At 72.6% G+C, this 18923-nt stretch carries 21 protein-coding genes; 9 read left to right on the top strand and 12 right to left on the bottom strand.

Annotated features, from left to right (window positions below):
* Positions 1–204: 204 nt before the first annotated feature.
* From ABT345_RS21330 to ABT345_RS21305, 6 genes are all read right to left on the bottom strand, one after another.
* Entirely contained in the window at positions 205–774 is a 570-nt protein-coding gene (locus ABT345_RS21330) for a hypothetical protein (RefSeq protein ID WP_345085855.1), read from the bottom strand.
* Positions 771–1892, bottom strand: coding sequence for an ROK family glucokinase (locus ABT345_RS21325; RefSeq protein ID WP_345085853.1), 1122 nt, complete (start codon positions 1890–1892; stop codon positions 771–773). The genes ABT345_RS21330 and ABT345_RS21325 overlap by 4 nt, the downstream gene beginning before the upstream one ends.
* A gap of 248 nt (positions 1893–2140) precedes the next feature.
* The gene (locus ABT345_RS21320; protein ID WP_345085851.1) at positions 2141–2950 is read right to left on the bottom strand and encodes an ATP-binding cassette domain-containing protein; all 810 of its coding nucleotides are present in this window, start codon (positions 2948–2950) and stop codon (positions 2141–2143) included.
* On the bottom strand, positions 2947–4014 hold the full coding sequence (locus ABT345_RS21315) for an ABC transporter permease (protein ID WP_345085849.1): 1068 nt from the start codon (positions 4012–4014) through the stop codon (positions 2947–2949). The genes ABT345_RS21320 and ABT345_RS21315 overlap by 4 nt, the downstream gene beginning before the upstream one ends.
* Positions 4011–4994 (bottom strand): sugar ABC transporter substrate-binding protein, encoded by a 984-nt coding sequence (locus ABT345_RS21310; RefSeq protein WP_345085847.1) that lies wholly within the window; start codon positions 4992–4994, stop codon positions 4011–4013. The genes ABT345_RS21315 and ABT345_RS21310 overlap by 4 nt, the downstream gene beginning before the upstream one ends.
* Positions 4995–5295: 301 nt before the next feature.
* The gene (locus ABT345_RS21305) at positions 5296–6048 is read right to left on the bottom strand and encodes a class I SAM-dependent methyltransferase (protein ID WP_345085845.1); all 753 of its coding nucleotides are present in this window, start codon (positions 6046–6048) and stop codon (positions 5296–5298) included.
* Positions 6049–6155: 107 nt separating this feature from the next.
* On the opposite strand from ABT345_RS21305, the gene ABT345_RS21300 reads away from it, so the two are divergent.
* The 3 genes from ABT345_RS21300 (at position 6156) to ABT345_RS21290 (ending at position 8690) form a co-directional block, all read left to right on the top strand.
* On the top strand, positions 6156–7271 hold the full coding sequence (locus ABT345_RS21300) for a sensor histidine kinase (protein ID WP_345085844.1): 1116 nt from the start codon (positions 6156–6158) through the stop codon (positions 7269–7271).
* Positions 7268–7918 (top strand): response regulator transcription factor, encoded by a 651-nt coding sequence (locus ABT345_RS21295; protein ID WP_345085842.1) that lies wholly within the window; start codon positions 7268–7270, stop codon positions 7916–7918. Before ABT345_RS21300 ends, ABT345_RS21295 begins: the two co-directional genes overlap by 4 nt.
* A gap of 169 nt (positions 7919–8087) precedes the next feature.
* Complete coding sequence (locus tag ABT345_RS21290; RefSeq protein ID WP_345085840.1) at positions 8088–8690, top strand: hypothetical protein; 603 nt, start codon at positions 8088–8090, stop codon at positions 8688–8690.
* Between the two features lie 11 nt (positions 8691–8701).
* Here the strand turns inward: ABT345_RS21290 and ABT345_RS21285 are convergent, their stop codons facing one another.
* Both ABT345_RS21285 and ABT345_RS21280 read right to left on the bottom strand, forming a co-directional pair.
* Complete coding sequence (locus ABT345_RS21285) at positions 8702–8872, bottom strand: hypothetical protein (RefSeq protein ID WP_345085838.1); 171 nt, start codon at positions 8870–8872, stop codon at positions 8702–8704.
* Positions 8873–9081: 209 nt separating this feature from the next.
* A complete protein-coding gene (locus ABT345_RS21280; RefSeq protein WP_345085836.1) occupies positions 9082–9924 on the bottom strand; it encodes a transporter substrate-binding domain-containing protein in 843 nt (280 codons plus the stop codon).
* Between the two features lie 216 nt (positions 9925–10140).
* Between ABT345_RS21280 and ABT345_RS21275 the strand changes: the two genes are divergently transcribed.
* Both ABT345_RS21275 and ABT345_RS21270 read left to right on the top strand, forming a co-directional pair.
* On the top strand, positions 10141–10638 hold the full coding sequence (locus ABT345_RS21275) for a ribonuclease FAU-1 family protein (RefSeq protein WP_345085834.1): 498 nt from the start codon (positions 10141–10143) through the stop codon (positions 10636–10638).
* A 184-nt stretch (positions 10639–10822) separates the two neighbouring features.
* Entirely contained in the window at positions 10823–11542 is a 720-nt protein-coding gene (locus ABT345_RS21270) for a leucine-rich repeat domain-containing protein (RefSeq protein WP_345085832.1), read from the top strand.
* 139 nt (positions 11543–11681) lie between these two features.
* On the opposite strand, the gene ABT345_RS21265 is transcribed toward ABT345_RS21270, so the two are convergent.
* Both ABT345_RS21265 and ABT345_RS21260 read right to left on the bottom strand, forming a co-directional pair.
* Complete coding sequence (locus ABT345_RS21265; RefSeq protein WP_345085830.1) at positions 11682–12350, bottom strand: bifunctional 4-hydroxy-2-oxoglutarate aldolase/2-dehydro-3-deoxy-phosphogluconate aldolase; 669 nt, start codon at positions 12348–12350, stop codon at positions 11682–11684.
* A gap of 473 nt (positions 12351–12823) precedes the next feature.
* The gene (locus tag ABT345_RS21260) at positions 12824–13255 is read right to left on the bottom strand and encodes a ribonuclease (RefSeq protein WP_345085828.1); all 432 of its coding nucleotides are present in this window, start codon (positions 13253–13255) and stop codon (positions 12824–12826) included.
* Between the two features lie 489 nt (positions 13256–13744).
* Here ABT345_RS21260 and ABT345_RS21255 point away from each other — a divergent pair, with 489 nt between their 5' ends.
* The 3 genes from ABT345_RS21255 (at position 13745) to ABT345_RS21245 (ending at position 15504) form a co-directional block, all read left to right on the top strand.
* Positions 13745–14368 carry a helix-turn-helix domain-containing protein gene (locus tag ABT345_RS21255; RefSeq protein ID WP_345085826.1) on the top strand — a complete coding sequence of 208 codons (624 nt, stop codon included), beginning with the start codon at positions 13745–13747 and terminating at the stop codon, positions 14366–14368.
* 69 nt (positions 14369–14437) lie between these two features.
* Positions 14438–14635: a DUF6126 family protein gene (locus tag ABT345_RS21250; protein WP_345085824.1), complete on the top strand. Its 198-nt coding sequence runs from the start codon at positions 14438–14440 to the stop codon at positions 14633–14635.
* A gap of 188 nt (positions 14636–14823) precedes the next feature.
* Positions 14824–15504: a thiaminase II/PqqC family protein gene (locus ABT345_RS21245; RefSeq protein WP_345085822.1), complete on the top strand. Its 681-nt coding sequence runs from the start codon at positions 14824–14826 to the stop codon at positions 15502–15504.
* Between the two features lie 39 nt (positions 15505–15543).
* Here ABT345_RS21245 and allB read toward each other — a convergent pair whose 3' ends face one another.
* The gene (allB, locus tag ABT345_RS21240; protein WP_345085820.1) at positions 15544–16887 is read right to left on the bottom strand and encodes an allantoinase AllB; all 1344 of its coding nucleotides are present in this window, start codon (positions 16885–16887) and stop codon (positions 15544–15546) included.
* Between the two features lie 466 nt (positions 16888–17353).
* On the opposite strand from allB, the gene ABT345_RS21235 reads away from it, so the two are divergent.
* Positions 17354–18151 carry an IclR family transcriptional regulator gene (locus tag ABT345_RS21235; RefSeq protein ID WP_345085818.1) on the top strand — a complete coding sequence of 266 codons (798 nt, stop codon included), beginning with the start codon at positions 17354–17356 and terminating at the stop codon, positions 18149–18151.
* A gap of 170 nt (positions 18152–18321) precedes the next feature.
* Here the strand turns inward: ABT345_RS21235 and ABT345_RS21230 are convergent, their stop codons facing one another.
* Positions 18322–18606: a DUF5955 family protein gene (locus ABT345_RS21230; protein ID WP_345085816.1), complete on the bottom strand. Its 285-nt coding sequence runs from the start codon at positions 18604–18606 to the stop codon at positions 18322–18324.
* Positions 18607–18923: the final 317 nt, after the last annotated feature.

Raw genomic sequence — 18923 nt, 5'->3', positions numbered from 1 at the left:
GGGGTTCCTCGGGATCTGGGGTCCGGCCGCCGCGGCGGCCACCGGGCCCGGACGCGGGCGCGGCGCCCCGACATGATCGCCGACCGCGCGGCCCGGGGGAAGCCCGTGCGTCACCTGCGCCCCGTCCGTCTCAACCGTCCGGAGCACGCGGCGGCCCGGCGGCGGGCTCCGGGAGCGCCCCGGGACCCGCCGCCGGTCAGCTGGTCAGAAGGCGACGGTGGAGACGGTGTGCACCACCGGGTGGCCCGGCTCGTCGAAGCTCACCGTGATCCGCTGCGAGGGCTGCGGCTTCGGGCGGTGTTCGCTCAGCCCCGCGAACTGGCCGTCGCCGGTGAAGTCCCAGCCGACCTGCGCCGCCTGCCGGGGTGTGATGGTGACCTCGCCCTTCTTGAGCGCGCCGGTGCTGCTGCCGATCGCCTTCAGATAGCGCTCCAGGCCCACGCCGTTGGTCCGGAACTGGACGTAGAGCGAGCTGGTGTCCCAGGAGTTCGTCTCGTAGTAGTAGACGGGCGTCGAGCCGAGCGGCACCGGGACGTTGTAGATCCGCTGCTGCACCTTGCTCGGGAAGGCGTTGGTCAGGCCCGTCGCGGCGGCCTCGGCGTCCTTCGTCCCGCCGCTGTCGCGGCTCTGCTCCGCGGAGATCACGATGTAGCCGGCGGGGATGGTGATCAGCAGGAAGACGATCACCGCCATCAGCCAGCGGCGGGGCGTCTCGCGGCCCGGTGCGGCGGCGGGCGGCGGGGCGGCGGCGCCCGTGAGGTCCTGGGTGGTCATCGGCGGCCGGTCCGTTCGTAGCGTTCGTAGCGCTCCACCCGGCGGCGGTTGGCGCGCCGGAAGCGGCGGGCGACCAGCCGGGCGAGGTCCGCGGCACCGACCATGCCGGCCTCGGGGCCCAGCTGCGCCTTGGCGATACGGGCCTCGGGGCGGTAGCCGCGGCCGGTGAGGGTGCGGCGGAAGGCGTCCGTGGCGGGGCCGATCAGCAGGTCGTCGGCGGCGCTGACGCCGCCGCCGATGACGAAGCAGGACGGGTCGAGGGCGGCGGCGAGGTTGGCGATGCCGACGCCGAGCCACTGGCCGATCTCGGCGAGCAGCTCGACGCACATCGCGTCGCCCTCCCGCGCCAGCTCGGTGATGAGCGGCCCGGTGATGTCGGGGACGTTGCCGCCCACCCGCTCGATGATGTTGTACGCGACCGGGGAGTCGGCGGCGGCCAGCTCGCGGGCCTCGCGGACCAGGGCGTTGCCGGAGCTGTACTGCTCCCAGCAGCCGCGGTTGCCGCACGGGCAGCGGTGGCCGCCGGGCACCACCTGCATATGGCCGAACTCGCCGGCCACCCCGTACTTACCGCGCTTGACCTGTCCGTCCTCCAGGATCGCGCCGCCGATGCCGGTGCCCAGCGTGATCATGACGAGGTGGTCCTCGCCGCGTCCGGCGCCGAACCGCCACTCCGCCCAGGCGGCGGTGTTGGCGTCGTTGTCGACCATGACGGGGACGGCGAGGCGGCCCGCGAGGCGGTCGCGGAGCGGTTCGTTGCGCCAGTTCAGATGCGGGGCGAAGAGGACGTTGGAGCGGTCCGCGTCGACCCAGCCGGCGGCGCCGATGCCGACCGCGTGCACATCGTGGCGGTCGGAGAGGTCGAGGACCAGCTCGGTGATGGTGTCCTCGACGACCTTCGGACTCTTGGACTTGTCCGGCGTCTCGGTGCGGACCTGCTCCAGGATCACGCCGTCGGCGTCGACCACGCCCGCCATGACCTTGGTGCCGCCGATGTCGATGCCGACGGTCGGGACGCGCGGCGCGGTCAGGTGCGAGCGGCGCTCACGGGTCCCGGCGGTGCGCAGCACGGTCGCCCGGGCGGGCCCCCTCGGGACGCGTTCACGGTACGTGCTCATCGGCCCACCTCGCCGTGGCTGCGGTGGTGGCCCGGTCGGCTGTGTGCGCGCAAGAGTCGTCTCGTCCCTGCGGGTCGGGAGGCCGGTCGGGCCTCGGTGTGCGGGCGGGGCTGCGGTGCGGGGGCCTTCCCTTCCGGTCCTCGCGACCCCCGGGTGCACGGGTTTGGTGCGATTGTGCATCACCGGCCAGGTCCGGCGCACCGCGGCGTGGGGGCGCGGGCGCATGCGCCGCGCGCCCCGCGGCGCGCTCAGCCGGGCCGGTGGCCGCCGGGGAATTCCCCGGGTGCCTCGCGGGCCAGCTCGTGGCTGAGCTGCTCCAGCTCGCTGCCGCCCGCCATTTGGCGGGTCAGCTCCTCCAGCGAGATCTCCGACCGGGCGTGGCTGCCTGCCATCGCCCCGCGCTTGAGGAGGACGAAGCGGTCGCCGACGAGGTAGGCGTGGTGCGGGTTGTGGGTGATCAACACCACGCCGAGCCCGGCGTCCCGGGCGGCCGCGACGTACTTGAGGACGACGCCGGACTGCTTGACGCCGAGCGCCGCCGTCGGCTCGTCGAGGACGAGGACCTTGGCGCCGAAGTAGACGGCGCGGGCGATGGCGACGCACTGCCGCTCACCGCCGGAGAGGGTGCCGATGGGCTGGTCGACGTCGCGCAGGTCGATGCCCATCCGCAGCAGCTCGCTGCGGGTGGTCTCGCGCATGGTGCGCACGTCGAGGCGGCGGAACGGGCCGCGGCCCAGGGTCGGCTCGGAGCCGAGGAAGAAGTTGCGCCAGACCGGCATCAGCGGGACGACGGCGAGGTCCTGGTAGACGGTGGCGATGCCGCGGTCGAGGGCGTCGCGCGGGTTGACCAGCCGGGTCTCCTCGCCGTCGATGGTGAAGCTGCCCGCGTCGTGCTGGTGCAGCCCCGCGATGATCTTGATGAGGGTGGACTTGCCGGCGCCGTTGTCGCCGAGCACGCAGGTGATCTCCCCGGCGTGCACCTCCAGCGAGACGCCCTCCAGCGCCTTGACGTTGCCGTAGAACTTGCTGACACCGGCCAGCTCGACGAGCGCCGTCATGCCTTCTCCTCCGCCCGTTTGCGCACCCATGCGTTCAGCAGTGTGGCGAGCAGCAGCATCGCCCCGAGGAAGAACTTGAACCAGTCCGGGTTCCACTGCGCGTAGACGATGCCCTTGCTGGTCATGCCGAAGATGAGGGCGCCGACGGCGGAGCCGATCGCCGAGCCGTAGCCGCCGGTCATCAGACAGCCGCCGACGACCGCCGCGATGATGTAGAGGAACTCGTTGCCGACGCCGTCGCCGGACTGGATCGCGTCGTACGAGAACAGCAGGTGCTGGCCGGAGATCCAGGCGGCGAGGGCGACGCCCATGTACAGCCCGATCTTGGTCTTGTGGACCGGGACGCCGACGGCGCGCGCCGCGTCGTCGCCGCCGCCCACCGCGAAGATCCAGTTGCCGACGCGGGTGCGCAGCAGGATCCAGGTGGCGACGGCGACCAGCGCGATCCACCACAGGATGGTGATCTGGATGTCGACGCCGCCGAGCGTCAGATGCGAGGCGAAGACCGCGCGGGCGGAGTCGAAGCCCTCCATGTCGGCGATGGACTTCGTGGAGACGGTGCCGCCGATCAGCTTGGTGAAGCCGAGGTTGAGGCCGGTCAGCATGAAGAACGTGCCGAGCGTGATGATGAAGCTGGGCAGCTTCGTCCGGGTCAGCAGGAAGCCGTTGAAGAACCCGATGGCCAACGTGACCAGCAGCGACACCCCGACGCCGACCCAGGTGTCGGCGGTCATCTGGTAGCTGAACATCGACGAGATCAGCGCCGAGCTGACCACCATCACACCGGCCGAGAGATCGAACTCCCCGCCGATCATCAGCAGCGCGACGGGAACGGCCATGATGCCGATCGTCGACGACGCGTACAGGACGGTGGAGAGGCTGGCGGCCCGCAGGAAGGGTTCGGCGACGAAGGCGAAGAAGACGAAGACGGCGAGGGCGCCGACGACCGAGCCCAGCTCGGGGCGGCCCATCAGGCGGTGCAGCGGGGAGCGGCGCAGCAGCCGCTCGTCGCCGGCCGCGGCGTCCGCGAGCTGTGGCGCCGCGCCCTTTCCGGCCGGGCTCATCGAGTACCCCGCTTCGTGTACTCCTGGAGGGCCGCGGCGTCCTTCTTGGTGATCACCTGCGGTCCGGTGAGCACGGGCTTGCCGCCGCCGAGCATGTCGGAGTTGTACTTGTACAGCCACAGCAGGTCGATCGCCTCGTACCCCTGGAGGTAGGGCTGCTGGTCGACGGCGAAGCCGAGGGAGCCGTCCTCGATGCCGTCGGCGACCTGCGCGTTGAGGTCGAAGGTGTCGATCTCGGCCTTGCTGCCGGCCTGCTCCTTGGCCTTGACGGCGGTGGGCGCGAAGGGCGCGCCGAGGGTGACGACCGAGTCGATCGACGGGTCGGCCTGGAGCTTGGACTCGATGGACGACTGGACGTCGGGCATGTTGGTGCCCTCGACGTACAGCTTCTGCAGCTCGCCCTTGAAGGTCTTCCTCGTACCGTCGCAGCGCTGCTCGTGGCCGACGTTGCCCTGCTCGTGCAGGACGCAGAGGGCCTTCTTGCGGCCGCGGCGGTTCAGCTCCTCGCCGACCGCCTCACCGGCGACCGTCTCGTCCTGGCCGATGTGGCTGAGCGCGCCGAACTTCTTCGAGTCCTCGGCGCCGGAGTTCACCGTGATCACCGGGATCCCGGCCTTCTCGGCCTTGGCCACGACGTCCTTCATGGCGTCGGGCTTGGCGAGGGTGACGATCAGGCCGTCGACCTTCTGGTCGATGTAGGACTGCACCAGCTGGCTCTGCCGCTGGGCCTCCTTGTCGTGGCCGTAGACGAACTTGATGTTGTCCTTGGCCGCGGCCTGCTGTGCGCCGTTCTGGACGATGTCCCAGAAGGTGTCGCCGTCCCCGGAGTGGGTGACCATCGCAAAGGTCCACCTGGGGGTGTTCACCGCCGCCTTGCCGCCGGCGGCCTGCGCCGCCCGGGCGTCCTCGGCACGTTTGCCTCCGGTACTGCTGCACCCCGCGAGGGAGGCGCCGAGCACCGCCGCCAGCACGGCGCCCATGACGCGTACGCCTCTTCGAACCCTTGCCACGAGGTCTTGCCCTTCCGCCGATTGTCACGCTCTGTCGGGGAGTCGCCGCGTACCGTTCCCGGAACGCCGGCCCCAACCGACCAAGTATCCGTTACCTGCGATCTGTACCGGTTCGTGGGGTCTGGCGCCGGGCCGGCGGCGGTGGCTCCGGCCCGGGAGCGTAGCCGAGGGACGCCGGCGGAGCGGGACCACGGGGGAAGAACGGGCGGGGCGGGCACTGCTCCGGCGGGCGGGGACGCCACGGCCGGCAGCAGGCTGCCGGGCGCCACTGTCACCGACAGGAGGAATCCGAGGCGGCGGCATCCGCAGGCCGCCGGGGCGCCCGCAGGTGCGACACCCGGGCCGGCGGCAGATTGCGCCATACGACGACGCCGCCGTCGCCCTCGCCGTAGCGGTCGGAGAACTCGGCCAGTACGTCCGCGACCGCGCGGTGGCGGGCGGCCTCGGCGCGAGGGGCGAACAGCGTGCGCAGGGCCAGCGTGCCGAGATAGCCGAAGAAGGTCAGATGCCCGCCGGGGACCAGTGCGGCCAGGTACCGCTCCATCACGGCACGCACCGTGCCGGGGTCGAAGTTCGCGAAGGGCAGACAGGAAACGATCATGTCGTAGCCGTCCTCCGAGAGCGGCATGCGGCAGATCGACCCGTGGACGATCCGGATCTGCCCGGACGCGGCGGCCAGCGCCGGATCCGACCGCAGCGCCGAGGTGAGAAGCCGTACGAACCGGGGGTTGATCTCGACGGCGTCCAGCCGGTCGCCCGGCCCGATGCGCTCCGCCAGGGCGCGGGTGACCGTACCGGTTCCCGCGCCGACCTCCAGGACGCGCAGCGGACCGCGGCCGCCGGGGGCGGGCAGCGGCGCGGCGAGCCGCCGGGCGAGCGGGGAGCCGCTCGGCGCGACGGCGCCGGTGGCGTGCATGGAACGGGTGGCCTCGCGGAGAAACACGGCGGCGCCGTTGCGCCGCCGGGCGCCGACCGGGGCGGAGGGCGAGGGAGCGGATGTGGCGGTGGCCGGTGTGTGAGTCATGCCCGTGACGCTAGGCAGCGGCCGAACCCGTTCCATCGGCCGTTCCGCCCCGGCGACCCTGTACGAAAGTAGGGGGCCGGAGCCGCCAACCGACCGAGGTGAGACGGATGTTGCCTGCCTATGGTGACCTGGTGAACAAGGTGACGGGCCGCGTCCGGCCGTGGTGGGCCGAAGCGCTGCTGGTCTGCGTCGTCGGCGCGGGAACGGTGCAACAGGCATACATGGGTGCGGGCGCCACGCTGCTCAGCCCTCGCGTCGGGGTGGCCCTGCTCTTGACCCTCTCGGTCCTGTTGCGGCGCCGCCGGCCCGTGTACGCCGTCGTGAGCACCACGGCGGGCGCGGTGTCGCTGGGATTGTTCTTCCCCCTGTTCGTCGTCTTCTTCCACCGCGTCTCCCGAGGCCGGTACCGCTTCGAGGGGCTGTGCGTGGTGGTCGCGGTGATCGGAAGTTCGCTGGCGCACCCGGGGGACAGCCTGTGGATGACCCGCAAATACGGGCCGCTGATGGTGTTGCTGATCGCGCTGGCCATCGGACAGGCCAACCGCCTCCGGGTGGAGCGCGAACTGCGCATCGAGCAGGCCCGGCTGGAGGAGCGCGCCCGCATCGCCGCCGAGATGCACGATGTGCTCGCCCACCGGCTCACGGTCATCGCCCTGCACACCGGCGCCCTCAAGCAGCGGGCCGCCGGCCTTCCCGAGCCGGTGGCCACCCGGATCGGCCTGCTGCGCACCGCGTCCACCGACGCGCTCGGAGACCTGCGGCACGTACTGGGCGTGCTGCGCGGCCACGACGCCGGAACGACGCCGGCCTCCCGGGTGCCCGGCTTGCCGGAACTCTCGACGCTGATCGATGAGGCCCGGGCGGCCGGACAGCAGATCGAAGCGGTCATCGAGGGCGACCCCCGCTCCCTGCCCGCCGGCTACCGCCTCGCCGTTCACCGGCTCGCGCAGGAAGCCTTGACCAACATCCGTAAACACGCCGCCGGAGCGCCCGCGCACCTCGAGGTGTTCTACGGCCCGCCGCATTGCACAGTGGTGATCCGCAACCCGGCCGGCACCTCGGCCGAAGGTGCGGCCGAGGGGCCCGGCTACGGCCTGGTCGGACTGACCGAACGGGTGGCCGCGCTCAACGGCCGTCTGGAATACGGGCCCACCGCATCAGGAGGCTGGCGGGTGGCGGCCACCATCCCCTTCGACGACCGGCACGACAGGAGGGCGGCGTGATACGGACAATGATCGTCGACGACGACGGCCTGGTCAGGCTGGCACTCGCCGACATCCTCGAAGGCGCCCCCGGCATCACCGTCGCCGCCCAGGCCTCCGACGGCCGCGAAGCCATACAACAGGCCGGCGCACGGCGCCTGGACGTCGTGCTGATGGACGTGCGGATGCCTCACATGGACGGAATCGAGGCCACCGGACGGCTGACCGCGCTGCCCGAACCGCCCAAGGTCATCATGCTCACGACGTTCGACCTCGACGAGTACGTCTACGACGGGCTGGCCGCGGGTGCGGTCGGCTTCCTGCTGAAGGACACCGAACCGGACCACATCATCCGAGCCGTCGAAGTCGTCGCCGACGGACAGGCGATGCTCCACCCCCATGCCGCCCGACGGCTCATCGAACACCATCACCACACCGCACGCGGCACCTCGGCAGCCGCCCGGAAGCGGGTGGGACGCCTGACACCGCGCGAGACCGACGTACTCGGGCTCCTGGCGAGCGGGGCTTCCAACGCCGAGATCGCCACCGGCCTCGGCATGCGGGAAAGCACGGTGAAAGCGCACGTCAGCCGCATCCTGGCCGCCCTGGAGGTGGACAACCGGGTACAGGCGGCGCTGTGCGCGAGAGACGCCGGGTTGACGGGCTGAAGCCGCTGCGCCTCTGCGCGCTCGCATTTTTTTGGGGGGCGGCGAGCGGATGGTTGAGAACGAAGCCGGTGGCGTGCGGGCATGGGGCCTGGAGATTCTGGGGGTGCAGCGCCCGGGGTGGAGTAGGGTTCCCGGGGTCGACCAGGCCTCCCCGATCGAGGATCAGCCTTTGACCCCGTACTCCCTGGCGTTCTACGTGGACGTCGTCGCCACCGGAACCTTGCTCGGCGTGGGTCCCGCGGGCTCTCCCGACCAGGTCACCAGGGCCCTGGGACCGGACCTTGCCGAGAACTCCTTCGGCAACCACAGCCTGTGCCGCGACTACGGCCTCGTCGAGTTCTCCTGGGACCGCGCACGTGCCGACCAGCCCTGGTCAGGCAACCACTTCACCCTGCAGGTGCACAGGCTCGCCTGCCGGGACCGCACCCTCGTGAACGAGGAGCTCCGCGCCCGGTACGGGCGGTTCGCTTCCCGGCTCCGGTTCGAGAAGCTGCGACGCCTGCTGGAGCGGCGCGGAGTTCCCCTTCTGGAGATACCGGAAATCCCGGCGAACGCTCCGTACTTCCGTACCTTCTGGCAGCCCGATTCCCAGGTAGCCGTCTCCACCATCGGTACCCACGGTGAGTACAGCACTCCGGACAATCTGAAGGTCGGCGACGTGTACAGCATTCACGCCCCGATGACGGCCGAGGAAGTCGAGTGCCGAAAGGGGCAGGCCGGACAGCACCAGGGTGGGCCGGGGCGCGCAACTCACAGAGGCCTTGCCGGATGAGCAACCCTCACTCAGCGGGTGCCCGCCTCGCGCAGCCTCGCCAGGATGCGCGTCAGGGCCTCCCTGGCCGGCAGATGCGTCAGGCCCTCCGTGAGGGGGAGATGCACGGGGCAGAACCACACGCAGTGCTCCGGGTGGCCGGCCCAGTCATCCGGGTATGTCTGCGTCGGCCGGAAGTCCACGAGGGTGAACTCCTCGTTCGCAAAGGCGGAATGACCGCACGGAACGCGGCACAGGGCGCAATGCGGCGGCATCATCGGGTGCTCTCACTCTCTGCCGGGTCGAGACCTGCCGACCGCTCAGCGTAACCAACCCCACGAGCCCAGTCTGCCGCCGCAAAGGCGAACGGAGCCGGGGCGCCCGCCCACCCGGCTCCCCGTCCGCCCCCGGGTCACTTCATCCAGGCGTCCTCGTACTTCCGGTACGTCCCGTCGTGCGTCGCCAGGTGGACCCACTGGTTGACGTACGCGGTGAACTCGGCGTCGCCGCGCGGCAGGGCGTACGCCTTCTCGGAGAAGGTGAACGGCTCATCGGGGTGGAGCGCGCACAGCTCCGGGTGGATCTTCGCCTGGTAGCGCGTCTCGCCCGCGTCGGTCATCATCACATCGGCGCGGCCGGCGATGATCTCGTCGAAGATCGTGGTGTTGTCCGGATGGACGGTGATCTTCGCCTGCTTCAGCCGCGCCCGTGCGAACTCCTCGTTCGTCCCGCCGGGATTGACGACCACCCGCGTTCCCGGCCGGTCGATCTGCTCCAGCGTCCCGTACTTCTCCTTGTCCGCGCAGCGCACGATCGGCGTCTTGCCGTCCTCGCGGGTCGGCTCGCTGAACGCGACCTTGCGGGCCCGCGGCAAGGTGATCGAGACCCCGCCCATGGCGACATCGCACCGCCCCGCGGCGAGGTCCCCGACCAGCGACGCCCAGGTGCTCGCCACGTACCGGGGCTCGGCGTCCAGGCTCTTCGCCAGGTCCTTCGCCATGTCGATGTCCACACCGCGGTACGCGCCCGTCTTCGGGTCGCGGTAGGTGTAGGGCCGGTAGTCGCCGGTGGTACAGACCCGCAGCACCCCTCGGCGCGGCACCGCGTCCAGCAGCGAGCCGCCGGGCTGCGGACGGTGCGTCCCCGCCGCGGTCGGCGCCGCACCGGGCGCCGGCGCGGGCGTGGCCGCGGACGGCGCGGCGGCGGTGGCGGCGAGCAGCACGGCCAGGGCGGGAAGAACGGCGGAACGCTTCATACGGCGGGCTCCTGACGGGGGTGAGGCCGGGGCGGGGGCGGCGCGGACAGCGTGGCAGAGGGGGCGGGGCGGGTGAAGGGGGTGATCGGTGGGTGGGACGGGGACGGGGCGCCGATCCCACGGGCGCGGCTCCGCCAAGTCCGCCACACTGGGCCGTACTTGCCCGACGATCATTTCGCGGAGCCGCTCGCTTCGCGAGAGACTGGAGAGAGCGCGATGCCGCAGCAGCTGGACGTGGTGCTGACCAAGGCCGGACGGACCAAGATCCGGTATCCGGCCGAGGTGCTGGCCGACGACGGCGCCCGGATCTCCGTCCTGGCCGCCTGGGCGGCGCCCGGGGTCCGCGACTTCGGCTTCGTACGCTTCGAGCCCGGCGACGAGTTCACCGAGCACTACTGGCGCGATCGCTGGTACGCCGTCAAGGAGGTGCGCGACGGCCGGGGGACGCTCAAGGGCTGGTACTGCGACATCACCCGCCCCGCGGTGGTCCGCGACGGCGCCACGGGCCCCGCGGAGCTGACGGTGGAGGACCTGGATCTCGATCTGTGGGTGTCGGCGGACGGCTCCCAGGTGCTCCGCCTGGACGAGGACGAGTTCGCGGCGAGCGGCCTCGCCGACCACGACCCGGACGCCGCCCGCCAGGCCCGCTCCGCCCTCGACACCTTGGAACGGCTCGCGAAGGAGGGCGCCCTGCCCGCTCTGCTGACCGCTTGACCACCACTCAGCCGACACTCACCCGACACGGGATCCGGCCCGCCCCGGGCCTTCCCGGACCACGCCTTCCCGGGGCGGACCACTCCTTCCTGGACCACGCCTTCCCGGACCACGCCTTCCCTGGCCGGGCCCGCGCGAGCCCGGCCCGCGACCGGCGCCCACCGCCCGAAGAGGAGAGACGACCGTGCCGCACACCCTGAACCTCTGGCGCCACCGGCTCGGGACCGTACCCGGGTCGGTCTGGCGCCGGACCGATCTCCGGGTACTGATCCTCGCCGACACCGGGCTCACCGCCCTCCCGGCAGAGATCGGACGATTGCGCCGGCTGCGCACCCTGGATCTGGGCCACAACGCCCTGACCTCACTGCCCGACGAACTCGGCGCGCTGACCGAGCTGACCGGCTGCCTCTACCTCCACGACAACCAGCTGACCCGGCTCCCCGACTCGCTGGGCCGGCTGACGCGGCTGCGCTACCTCAACGCCGGCGACAACCTCCTCACCGCGCTGCCCGAGACCGTCGGCGCCATGACCGGCCTCATCGAACTCCGCGCCGAGCACAACCGGCTCACCACGCTGCCCGGCACGATCGGCCGGCTGCACCGCCTGCGCGAACTCTGGCTGCGCGGCAACGCCCTCACCCGGCTGCCGCCGTCGGTGGCCGCACTGCACGAGCTGCGCCATCTCGACCTGCGGGACAACGCCTTCACCGAACTGCCCGGGGCGCTGGCGGAACTCCCCCGCCTACGCCACCTCGACCTGCGCAGCAACCGCCTCGCCGACCTCCCGGAATGGCTCGCCCACCTGCCCGCACTGGAGAAGCTGGACCTGCGGTGGAACGCCGTCGCACCCGACCACCCGCTGGTGACGGCCCTGGAGCGGCAGGGGTGCGTCGTCTGGACGTGAACGCCCCGCACCCGCCACTCGTCGGGCCCTTTCTCCCGTAACCGGAGCCGGAGCCATAGCCGTAGCCGCAGCCATCGCCCCCTTCTTCGTCCTCGTACGAACTCCTTCCGTACTCGTAGGGCCTCCCTGCCGGCAGATCTCAGTACTCGTAGAACTCCGCCGCGCTCTCCGGGACCGGGGCTCCGGAGGCGGCTTCCACGAGGCGGGGCAGCAGGGCGGAGGCGCGCTTGGTCACGGTGTCGCGGTCGCCGTCCGAGAGGGCGGAGCCGAGGCCGACGGCCGCCGCGCCCGCCGCGATCCACTCGGGGGCGCTCTCGACGCTCACCCCGCCCGACGGGAGCAGCGGCGCCTGCGGCAGGGCGGCGCGGATCTCGCCGAGCCAGGACGGCCGGCGCTCCGCCGCGGGGAACACCTTGAGCGCATCGGCGCCCAGCTCCAGGGCGCGGACCATCTCGGTCGGGGTGGCGACGCCGGGGAAGACGGGGACGCCGTAGCGGTGGCCCGTACGGATCACCTCCTCGTCCAGGCTCGGCGAGGACAGGAAGCGGGCCCCGGCGTCGACCGCCATCCGGGCCGACATCGCGTCAAGAACCGTCCCGGCGCCGATGACCGCGTCCTCCCCCAGCTCACGGGTGAGCGTGGTGACGGCCTCCAGCGCGAACGGCGTGGTCAGGGATATCTCCAAGGTGGTGACGCCCGCCGACAACAGGGTGTCGGCGGTGGCGCTCGCCTCGTCGTACGTCGTGCTGCGCACGATGGCGAAGACCCGCTGCGCCAGCGCGGCCCGGGTGATCTCCCAGCGATACACGGCAGTTCGCCGCCCTTCCTCGTCCGTGAACGACCGTGCCCACCCGGCCGCGGCCGGTACGGCGGTCTCCGCGCGCGGGCGACCCGCGACAGGTCGGAGCATTACCGTCGATGCCCGGTCATTTCTTGATTCGACCGGAACGCTACCGGCAGCCACTGACAATTCTCCCGTGGGGGGCCACCGTACGTCCCCGAAGCGGCGACATCCCAGGGATCTTTCAGGGTTACCCGCGCGGCAACTCCCCGCGACCGTCCTGACCTCGGGCGTCGCCCCGCCGCCCGGTGCGGGAACCACCCGGAACGGGGACCGCACGGGGACCGGACCGGTGACGGAAGGGAGCGGGACGGCGGCGGACCAGGGCCGGAAGGGATCGGCCGCGGGCCGCCCGGCGGTCCCGGAAACGACGCGACGGCGGCCGGGATGCCCGCAGCATCCCGGCCGCCGTCTGTGCCCGGTGGGTACCGGGCGCCGGCTCAGCAGCCGAAGTCGACGAGGTCGAAGGTCGCGTAGTGGTCGGAGGTGTAGTAGTCCTCCTGCTTCTTCTCACCGGTCACGATGCGGCGCGCGCCGCGGTCCGGGGAGCCCGGGGTGACGACGGTGAACTCGTGGTAGTAGCCGGAGCTCTGCTTCGGCAGGATCCCCTCGCGGTTCGAGAAGACCGTGCCGTCCTTCGGGTAGGGGTAGGGGCCGCCCTTGGCGATCAGGTCGAGGGTGTCGTGGGCCTCGGCGGGCAGCTTGGACTGGCAGATCTTGCCGACGCTCGCCACCCGCACGTGCTGCGCGGACACCGCCGCGTGCGCCGTGGCGGTGCTCGGGGTGGCCGCGACGGCGGTGCCGCCGAGGAGAAGGGCCGATGCGAGGGCGCCCGCGGCGCCGATCCTGGTGATCCGTGGGGGGATTCTCATGGCCCCAAGCATGACGCGCGTAGACATGGCCCTGTCAATGCCAAGGAGCGGAAGTTTCCCGGCCGTTCACGAGGTTCCCCCGAAAGGAGCAACGCGGCCACGCCCGCGCCCCTTTGCGGTCACCCCCGCCCCCGACACACCACCACCGCACCCCGACTCCCCTGCGCCGAGCGGCCGTTGCGGCTCCGCACACCGACCGCCCGCCACCCACGACCACTCGCCGACCGCTCGCCGACCGTCGGCCCCCGATTCCCCCCTGCGGCTCAATGATCCGACCACTTCGCCGCACACGGCTCCCCGCTCCGCATCACGTCGCCCACGCCCTCGGAGCTCGCGCCTCGCACAAGGGCACCCGCGCGAGATCCCTCCGAGGGAGAGCAGCGAGCCCCGTACGGGATCACCCGGAGGGGACGGAAGAGAGGGCCGGGCGGTCTTTGCCTCTGGGGCAAAACTTTTGCCTCAGAGGTCAAGGCTGGCTATACCGGATACATGACCGAACTCCCGCAGGACGCCCCCGCCGAGGCGGCGGATCTGCCCACCGTCGCGCCCCGGCTGCGCGATCTGCGGCGCCGCAGCGGGCTGACGCTGGAGACGGCCGCCCGGCGGGTCGGGCTGTCGCCCGCGCATCTGTCCCGGCTGGAGACCAATCGCCGCCAACCGTCGCTGCCGATGCTGCTCGCGCTGGCCCGCACGTACGGGACCACGGTATCGGACCTCCTGGGCGAGACCGCGCCGGAGCGGGATCCGATCATGCGGGCCGGCCGGACCGAGCCGTCCGAGGCCGGCGGCTGGACGTACTGGACGGTCGGCGGCGCCGGCCGGGCCATGCAGGCGCTCCGGGTGCACGTACCGCAGCGGGCGCAGGGCGATCTGGTGCGGGTGCATCCGGGCGAGGAGTGGCTGTACGTCCTCACCGGGCAGCTGCGGCTGACGCTCGGCGAGGCGGTGCATCTGCTCGGCCCCGGGGACGCGGCGCACTTCGACTCGCTGACCCCGCACCGCATCGCCGCGACCACCCACGCCGGCGCCGAGCTGCTCTTCGTCCACACCCTGCTGCAGAGCGGCGCCGCCGAGCTGTGCCTGGGGGACGACGCCCCGCGGCGCGGCCTGTGAGCGCCCATCGCCTTCGGTGCCGCGGAGCCGCCGCGCACCGCACCGCTTCGTGAGGGAAGGACGAACGCCGTGCCCGACCACTCCACCTCCGCCGTACCGGGAACGCCCGACGCCACCGACGCCGACGCGCCGCCGCCGACCTCCCGGACGTATGTCGAGAACAAGCCGCCGCGCGGGCTCTACGTGCGGGTCTTCATCTACGTCGTGGCGACGCACGTGCTGCTGGCGTTCATGAGCGTGCTGGTGTACGCGGCCAAGACGCGCTGACACAGCCGGGGCGCCCCGGGCCGCCGGGCGGGCCCGTGCGGGCGGTGCTCGCCCGGCCTTTCCGGCGCGTCGGCGGGCCGTCCGGTACCGGGCCAGCACGCTGAGGGCACACCCCACGGCCGCCGGGCCGCGCGCCGCGCACGGTGCGGCGCCGTGGGCGGCCGTCCCGTACCGGAGGAGATGCCGCCATGGTCCGACCCGCCGACACCGCGCCCCGGCCGACCTCGGACGCCGTTCTCGACGCCGCCGTGCGCGCCCTCGCCCCGGACTCCGGCGCGAACCGGGCGGTCGAGCGGATCGCCGCCGGTCAGGCGCCGCGCACGGTGTTCACCACGCTCGCGCTGGAGCAGCACCGGGTGATCGCCTCGGACCGGCTCAGCTTCCGCCATCTGACGCACCGGGCCGACGCCGATCCGCCGGTCGCGGCCTTCTTCGATCTGCTCGCGGACGGTGAGACGGTCGCCCTGGAGCGGCTGGACGCGCTCAACGAGGCGCTGGGGATCGCCCCGGCCACCCTCGACGGGTACGAGCCGCGGCCCGGCTGCCAGGCGTACCCGTCGTACGTGGCGCGGCTGGCGCTCGGTGCGGAGCCGGTCGATGTGGTGATCGCGCTGACCGCGAACTTCGCCTCCTGGGGCGCGTACTGCGCCAGGGTGGGCCGGGCGGCGCGGGAGCACTACGGCCTGCCGGACGCGGCGTGCGGGTTCTTCGACCTCTTCGCGAAGCCCTCGCCCGCACTGGACCGGCGGGCCCTGACGGCCGTCGCGCACGGGCTGGAGACCGGTCAGGCCCGGCCCCTGGAGGCGCACCGGCACGGCCGGCTCCTCCAGGCGTACGAGCTGATGTTCTGGGGCGCGCTGGAGGCGTGAGCGGTGCCCGGCCGCCGGTGCGGGCGGCCGGGCGGCGCGTCAGCCCCGCTCGGGGCGGGTGAGGAGGTCTCCGGTGGGCGCGGCGAGGGTGGCGCCGTCGTTGATCTTGCGGCCGCGCAGCCAGGTGGAGCGCACCACGCCGTGCAGGGTCTTGCCGGCGTACGCGGTGATCTTGTTGCGGTGCTGGAGGGCGGCCGGGTCGACGGTGAACGTCTCGTCGGGCGCGAGGACCGCGAAGTCGGCGTCCCGGCCCGCCTCGATGGCGCCCTTCCGCCCGAGGCCGACCAGCGCCGCGGGGGCGGTGGCCATCCAGCGGACCACGTCCTCCAGGGAGTGGCCGCGGGCGCGGGCCGCCGTCCAGATGGCGGGCAGGCCCAGCTGGAGGGAGGAGATGCCGCCCCAGGCGGCGCCGAAGTCGGCGGTCTTGAGGTCGGCGGTGGACGGCGAGTGGTCGGAGACGATGCAGTCGATCGTGCCGTCGGCCAGGCCCTGCCACAGGGCGTCCTGGTTGGCGCCCTCGCGGATCGGCGGGCAGCACTTGAACTCCGTGGCGCCGTCGGGGATCTCCTCGGCGGTCAGGGTCAGGAAGTGCGGGCAGGACTCGACGGTGATCCGTACGCCCTCGGCCTTGGCGGCGGCGATCAGCGGCAGCGCGTCGGCGGAGGAGAGGTGCAGGACGTGGACCCGGGCGTCCAGCCGCCGGGCGAGCGCGATCAGGGCGGCGATCGCGTCGTCCTCGCAGACGCGCGGGCGCGAGGCGAGGAAATCGGCGTACTTCGGGCCGCTCGGCACGGGCGCCGCGTCCAGGTGGTGCGGGTCCTCGGCGTGCACGATCAGCAGGCCGCCGAAGCCGGCGATCTCCTCCAGGGCGAGGGCCAGCTGCTCCTGGTCCAGCTCCGGGAACTCGTCCACGCCGGAGGGCGACAGGAAGCACTTGAAGCCGAAGACCCCGGCGTCGTGGAGCGGGCGCAGGTCCTTGACGTTGCCGGGGATCGCGCCGCCCCAGAAGCCGACGTCGACATGGGCCTTGGCGGCGGCGACCTCGCGCTTGGCGTCGAGGTGGGCGGTGGTGGTGGTCGGCGGGAGGCTGTTGAGCGGCATGTCCACGAGCGTGGTGATGCCGCCCGCGGCGGCCGCGCGGGTGGCGGTCCAGAAGCCCTCCCACTCGGTGCGCCCGGGGTCGTTGACGTGTACGTGGGTGTCCACCAGGCCGGGCAGCAGGACGTCGTCGCCGAAGTCCTCGACCCGCGCGCCGTCCGGCACCGCGGCGTCGTGCGGCCCGACCGCCGTGATCGTCCCGCCGCCGACGGCGACGGACGCGGCGCGCGTCCCCTCCGGGGTGATGACGCGCGTACTGCGCAGCACCAGCTCTACTTCGGACACCCGGTCCCCTCCTCGTCTCTCGTGCTCCGTGCGGCCGGCGACCGGCCGCGGGGCCGGCCGGGCCGCACGGTGGCGTTCACCAGGCCTTCAACAGACTGTTGAAGGAGTTTTGCCGCCGGATCCGGGCCCGTCAAGACCCCCCCGGGCCTGGCGGACGCCCTCCCGGAGCCGCCCCGGCCAGCGCTCACGACGGGAGGACGGAAATCCTCTTCCCACCACTGGCCGATTCCACAAAATGGATAATAAGTTTCGCGGAGCAGAACGTAACCAGGGCCATCGGCCAGGTCAAGGGATCACGGACATCGAGATCACGGCCCGGACCGAGTTCCGCGACCGAGGCGCTGACCGGCGCGAACGACTGTGCGGTACGCCGTGTGTCCGGGAAACGGGACCGGTAGGCTGCACCGGTCGGGCCCGGCGCCCGTACCAGCCGTGACCGACCCCTCCGCCCCGAAAGGAAAGCGACGTGCCGCCGTCCAGCGCCAGCACCTCCGCCGCCGATGCCAAGCCCGCGGGCGGCGGTGTCCAGTCCCTTGAGCGCGCCTTCGATCTGCTGGAGCGGATGGCCGACGCCGGGGGCGAGGTCGGCCTCAGCGAGCTGTCCGCCAGCAGCGGCCTCCCGCTGCCCACCATCCACCGCCTGATGCGCACCCTCGTGGCCTGCGGTTACGTCCGTCAGCAGCCCAACCGCCGCTATGCGCTGGGCCCCCGCCTGATCCGCCTGGGCGAGAGCGCCTCGCGACTGCTCGGCACCTGGGCGCGGCCGTTCCTGGCCCGGCTGGTCGAGGAGACCGGCGAGACCGCCAACATGGCGCTGCTCGACGGCGACGAGATCGTCTACGTCGCGCAGGTCCCCTCGCGGCACGCCGTGCGGATGTTCACCGAGGTCGGCCGGCGGGTCCTGCCGCACTCCACCGGCGTCGGCAAGGCGCTGCTCGCCGGGCACCCGCCGGAGGAGGTCCGCGCGCTGCTCGGGCGGACCGGCATGCCCGCGGCGACGGAGAAGACGATCACCGACCCGGACACCTTCCTCGACGCGCTCGCCGAGGTCCGGCGCCTGGGCTACGCGGTCGACGACAACGAGCAGGAGATCGGCGTCCGCTGCTTCGCGGTGCCGGTCCCCGACTCCCCCACCTCCGCGGCCATCTCCATCTCCGGACCGACCGGCCGGGTCACCGAGGCGTCGACGGAGAAGGTCGTACCGGTCCTCCAGGAGGTCGCCGCCCAGCTGTCGGTGGCGCTGGCCAACCAGACACCGGCCTGAGCACCGCCGCGTCCACCGCGGATCCCGGTTCGCCGGGTGGCCCGTGGTGGCGCGCGGACCGGCCCCGGGGTGGACGTCCCGGGGCCGGCCGTTTGCCGGCGTGCGGCCCGGACGCTTCCGGGATGCTCGGCCCCGGACGCTTCCGGGCGGTCCGGCCGCCTCCCGGCGCCTCAGCCGCGTCCCGGCGGTCTGCCGAACCGTTCGACGCCCGCGCGGACGTCGGCCAACGCGGGCGACAGGGCGCTGACGGACCCCACGGCGCCGGCGATCAGCAGCAGCGAACGGCGCAGCCGGGGCACCTCGGGCAGCCCTTCGCGGACCATCGCCTCCAGGGCGGCCAGTTCGTCGTCGGCCACCGCCCGATCCGGTAACTCATAGGACAGCAGGGCCAGTTCGCGGCGGAGCCGGACCACCGCGGTGCGCAGTTCATACCTCCGCGGATCGACCCCGGCCACGCCGGGACATCCGCACCCCCCTTGCCTCAGCTCCACGACGACGGCGTCCTCCAGGGAAGTTGAGCGTTCGACAATGCGGGACAGTTAACGCCACGGCGCACCGGATGCGCCATATGCGGGACACGATCCGTCCGGGCTCGCCGTCGGCCCCGGGCGGCGGCAGGGACCGACGGCGGGATCCGCACCCGTTCGGCGGGGCGCGCCGACGCCCGGAGCCGTCCGCCGTACGCCGTCGCGCACGGCGCGCGGCCCGCGCGGCGCGCCCCGCAAAACCCTCCAGCCTTCCCGCCAGGGGCCCGGACCACTCCACCGCACAT

The sequence above is a fragment of the Streptomyces sp. NPDC000404 genome (genome assembly GCF_040300365.1).
GTDB classification, from domain to species: domain Bacteria; phylum Actinomycetota; class Actinomycetes; order Streptomycetales; family Streptomycetaceae; genus Streptomyces; species Streptomyces ramulosus.
This window is presented reverse-complemented; position numbering and strand designations above follow the sequence as displayed.

Coding starts and splice junctions, on each gene's coding strand:
- ABT345_RS21330 (WP_345085855.1), bottom strand. CDS start 774: ATGACCACCCAGGACCTCACGGGCGCCGCCGCCCCGCCGCCCGCCGCC.
- ABT345_RS21325 (WP_345085853.1), bottom strand. CDS start 1,892: ATGAGCACGTACCGTGAACGCGTCCCGAGGGGGCCCGCCCGGGCGACC.
- ABT345_RS21320 (WP_345085851.1), bottom strand. CDS start 2,950: ATGACGGCGCTCGTCGAGCTGGCCGGTGTCAGCAAGTTCTACGGCAAC.
- ABT345_RS21315 (WP_345085849.1), bottom strand. CDS start 4,014: ATGAGCCCGGCCGGAAAGGGCGCGGCGCCACAGCTCGCGGACGCCGCG.
- ABT345_RS21310 (WP_345085847.1), bottom strand. CDS start 4,994: ATGGGCGCCGTGCTGGCGGCGGTGCTCGGCGCCTCCCTCGCGGGGTGC.
- ABT345_RS21305 (WP_345085845.1), bottom strand. CDS start 6,048: ATGACTCACACACCGGCCACCGCCACATCCGCTCCCTCGCCCTCCGCC.
- ABT345_RS21300 (WP_345085844.1), top strand. CDS start 6,156: ATGTTGCCTGCCTATGGTGACCTGGTGAACAAGGTGACGGGCCGCGTC.
- ABT345_RS21280 (WP_345085836.1), bottom strand. CDS start 9,924: ATGAAGCGTTCCGCCGTTCTTCCCGCCCTGGCCGTGCTGCTCGCCGCC.
- ABT345_RS21275 (WP_345085834.1), top strand. CDS start 10,141: ATGCCGCAGCAGCTGGACGTGGTGCTGACCAAGGCCGGACGGACCAAG.
- ABT345_RS21260 (WP_345085828.1), bottom strand. CDS start 13,255: ATGAGAATCCCCCCACGGATCACCAGGATCGGCGCCGCGGGCGCCCTC.
- ABT345_RS21255 (WP_345085826.1), top strand. CDS start 13,745: ATGACCGAACTCCCGCAGGACGCCCCCGCCGAGGCGGCGGATCTGCCC.
- ABT345_RS21245 (WP_345085822.1), top strand. CDS start 14,824: ATGGTCCGACCCGCCGACACCGCGCCCCGGCCGACCTCGGACGCCGTT.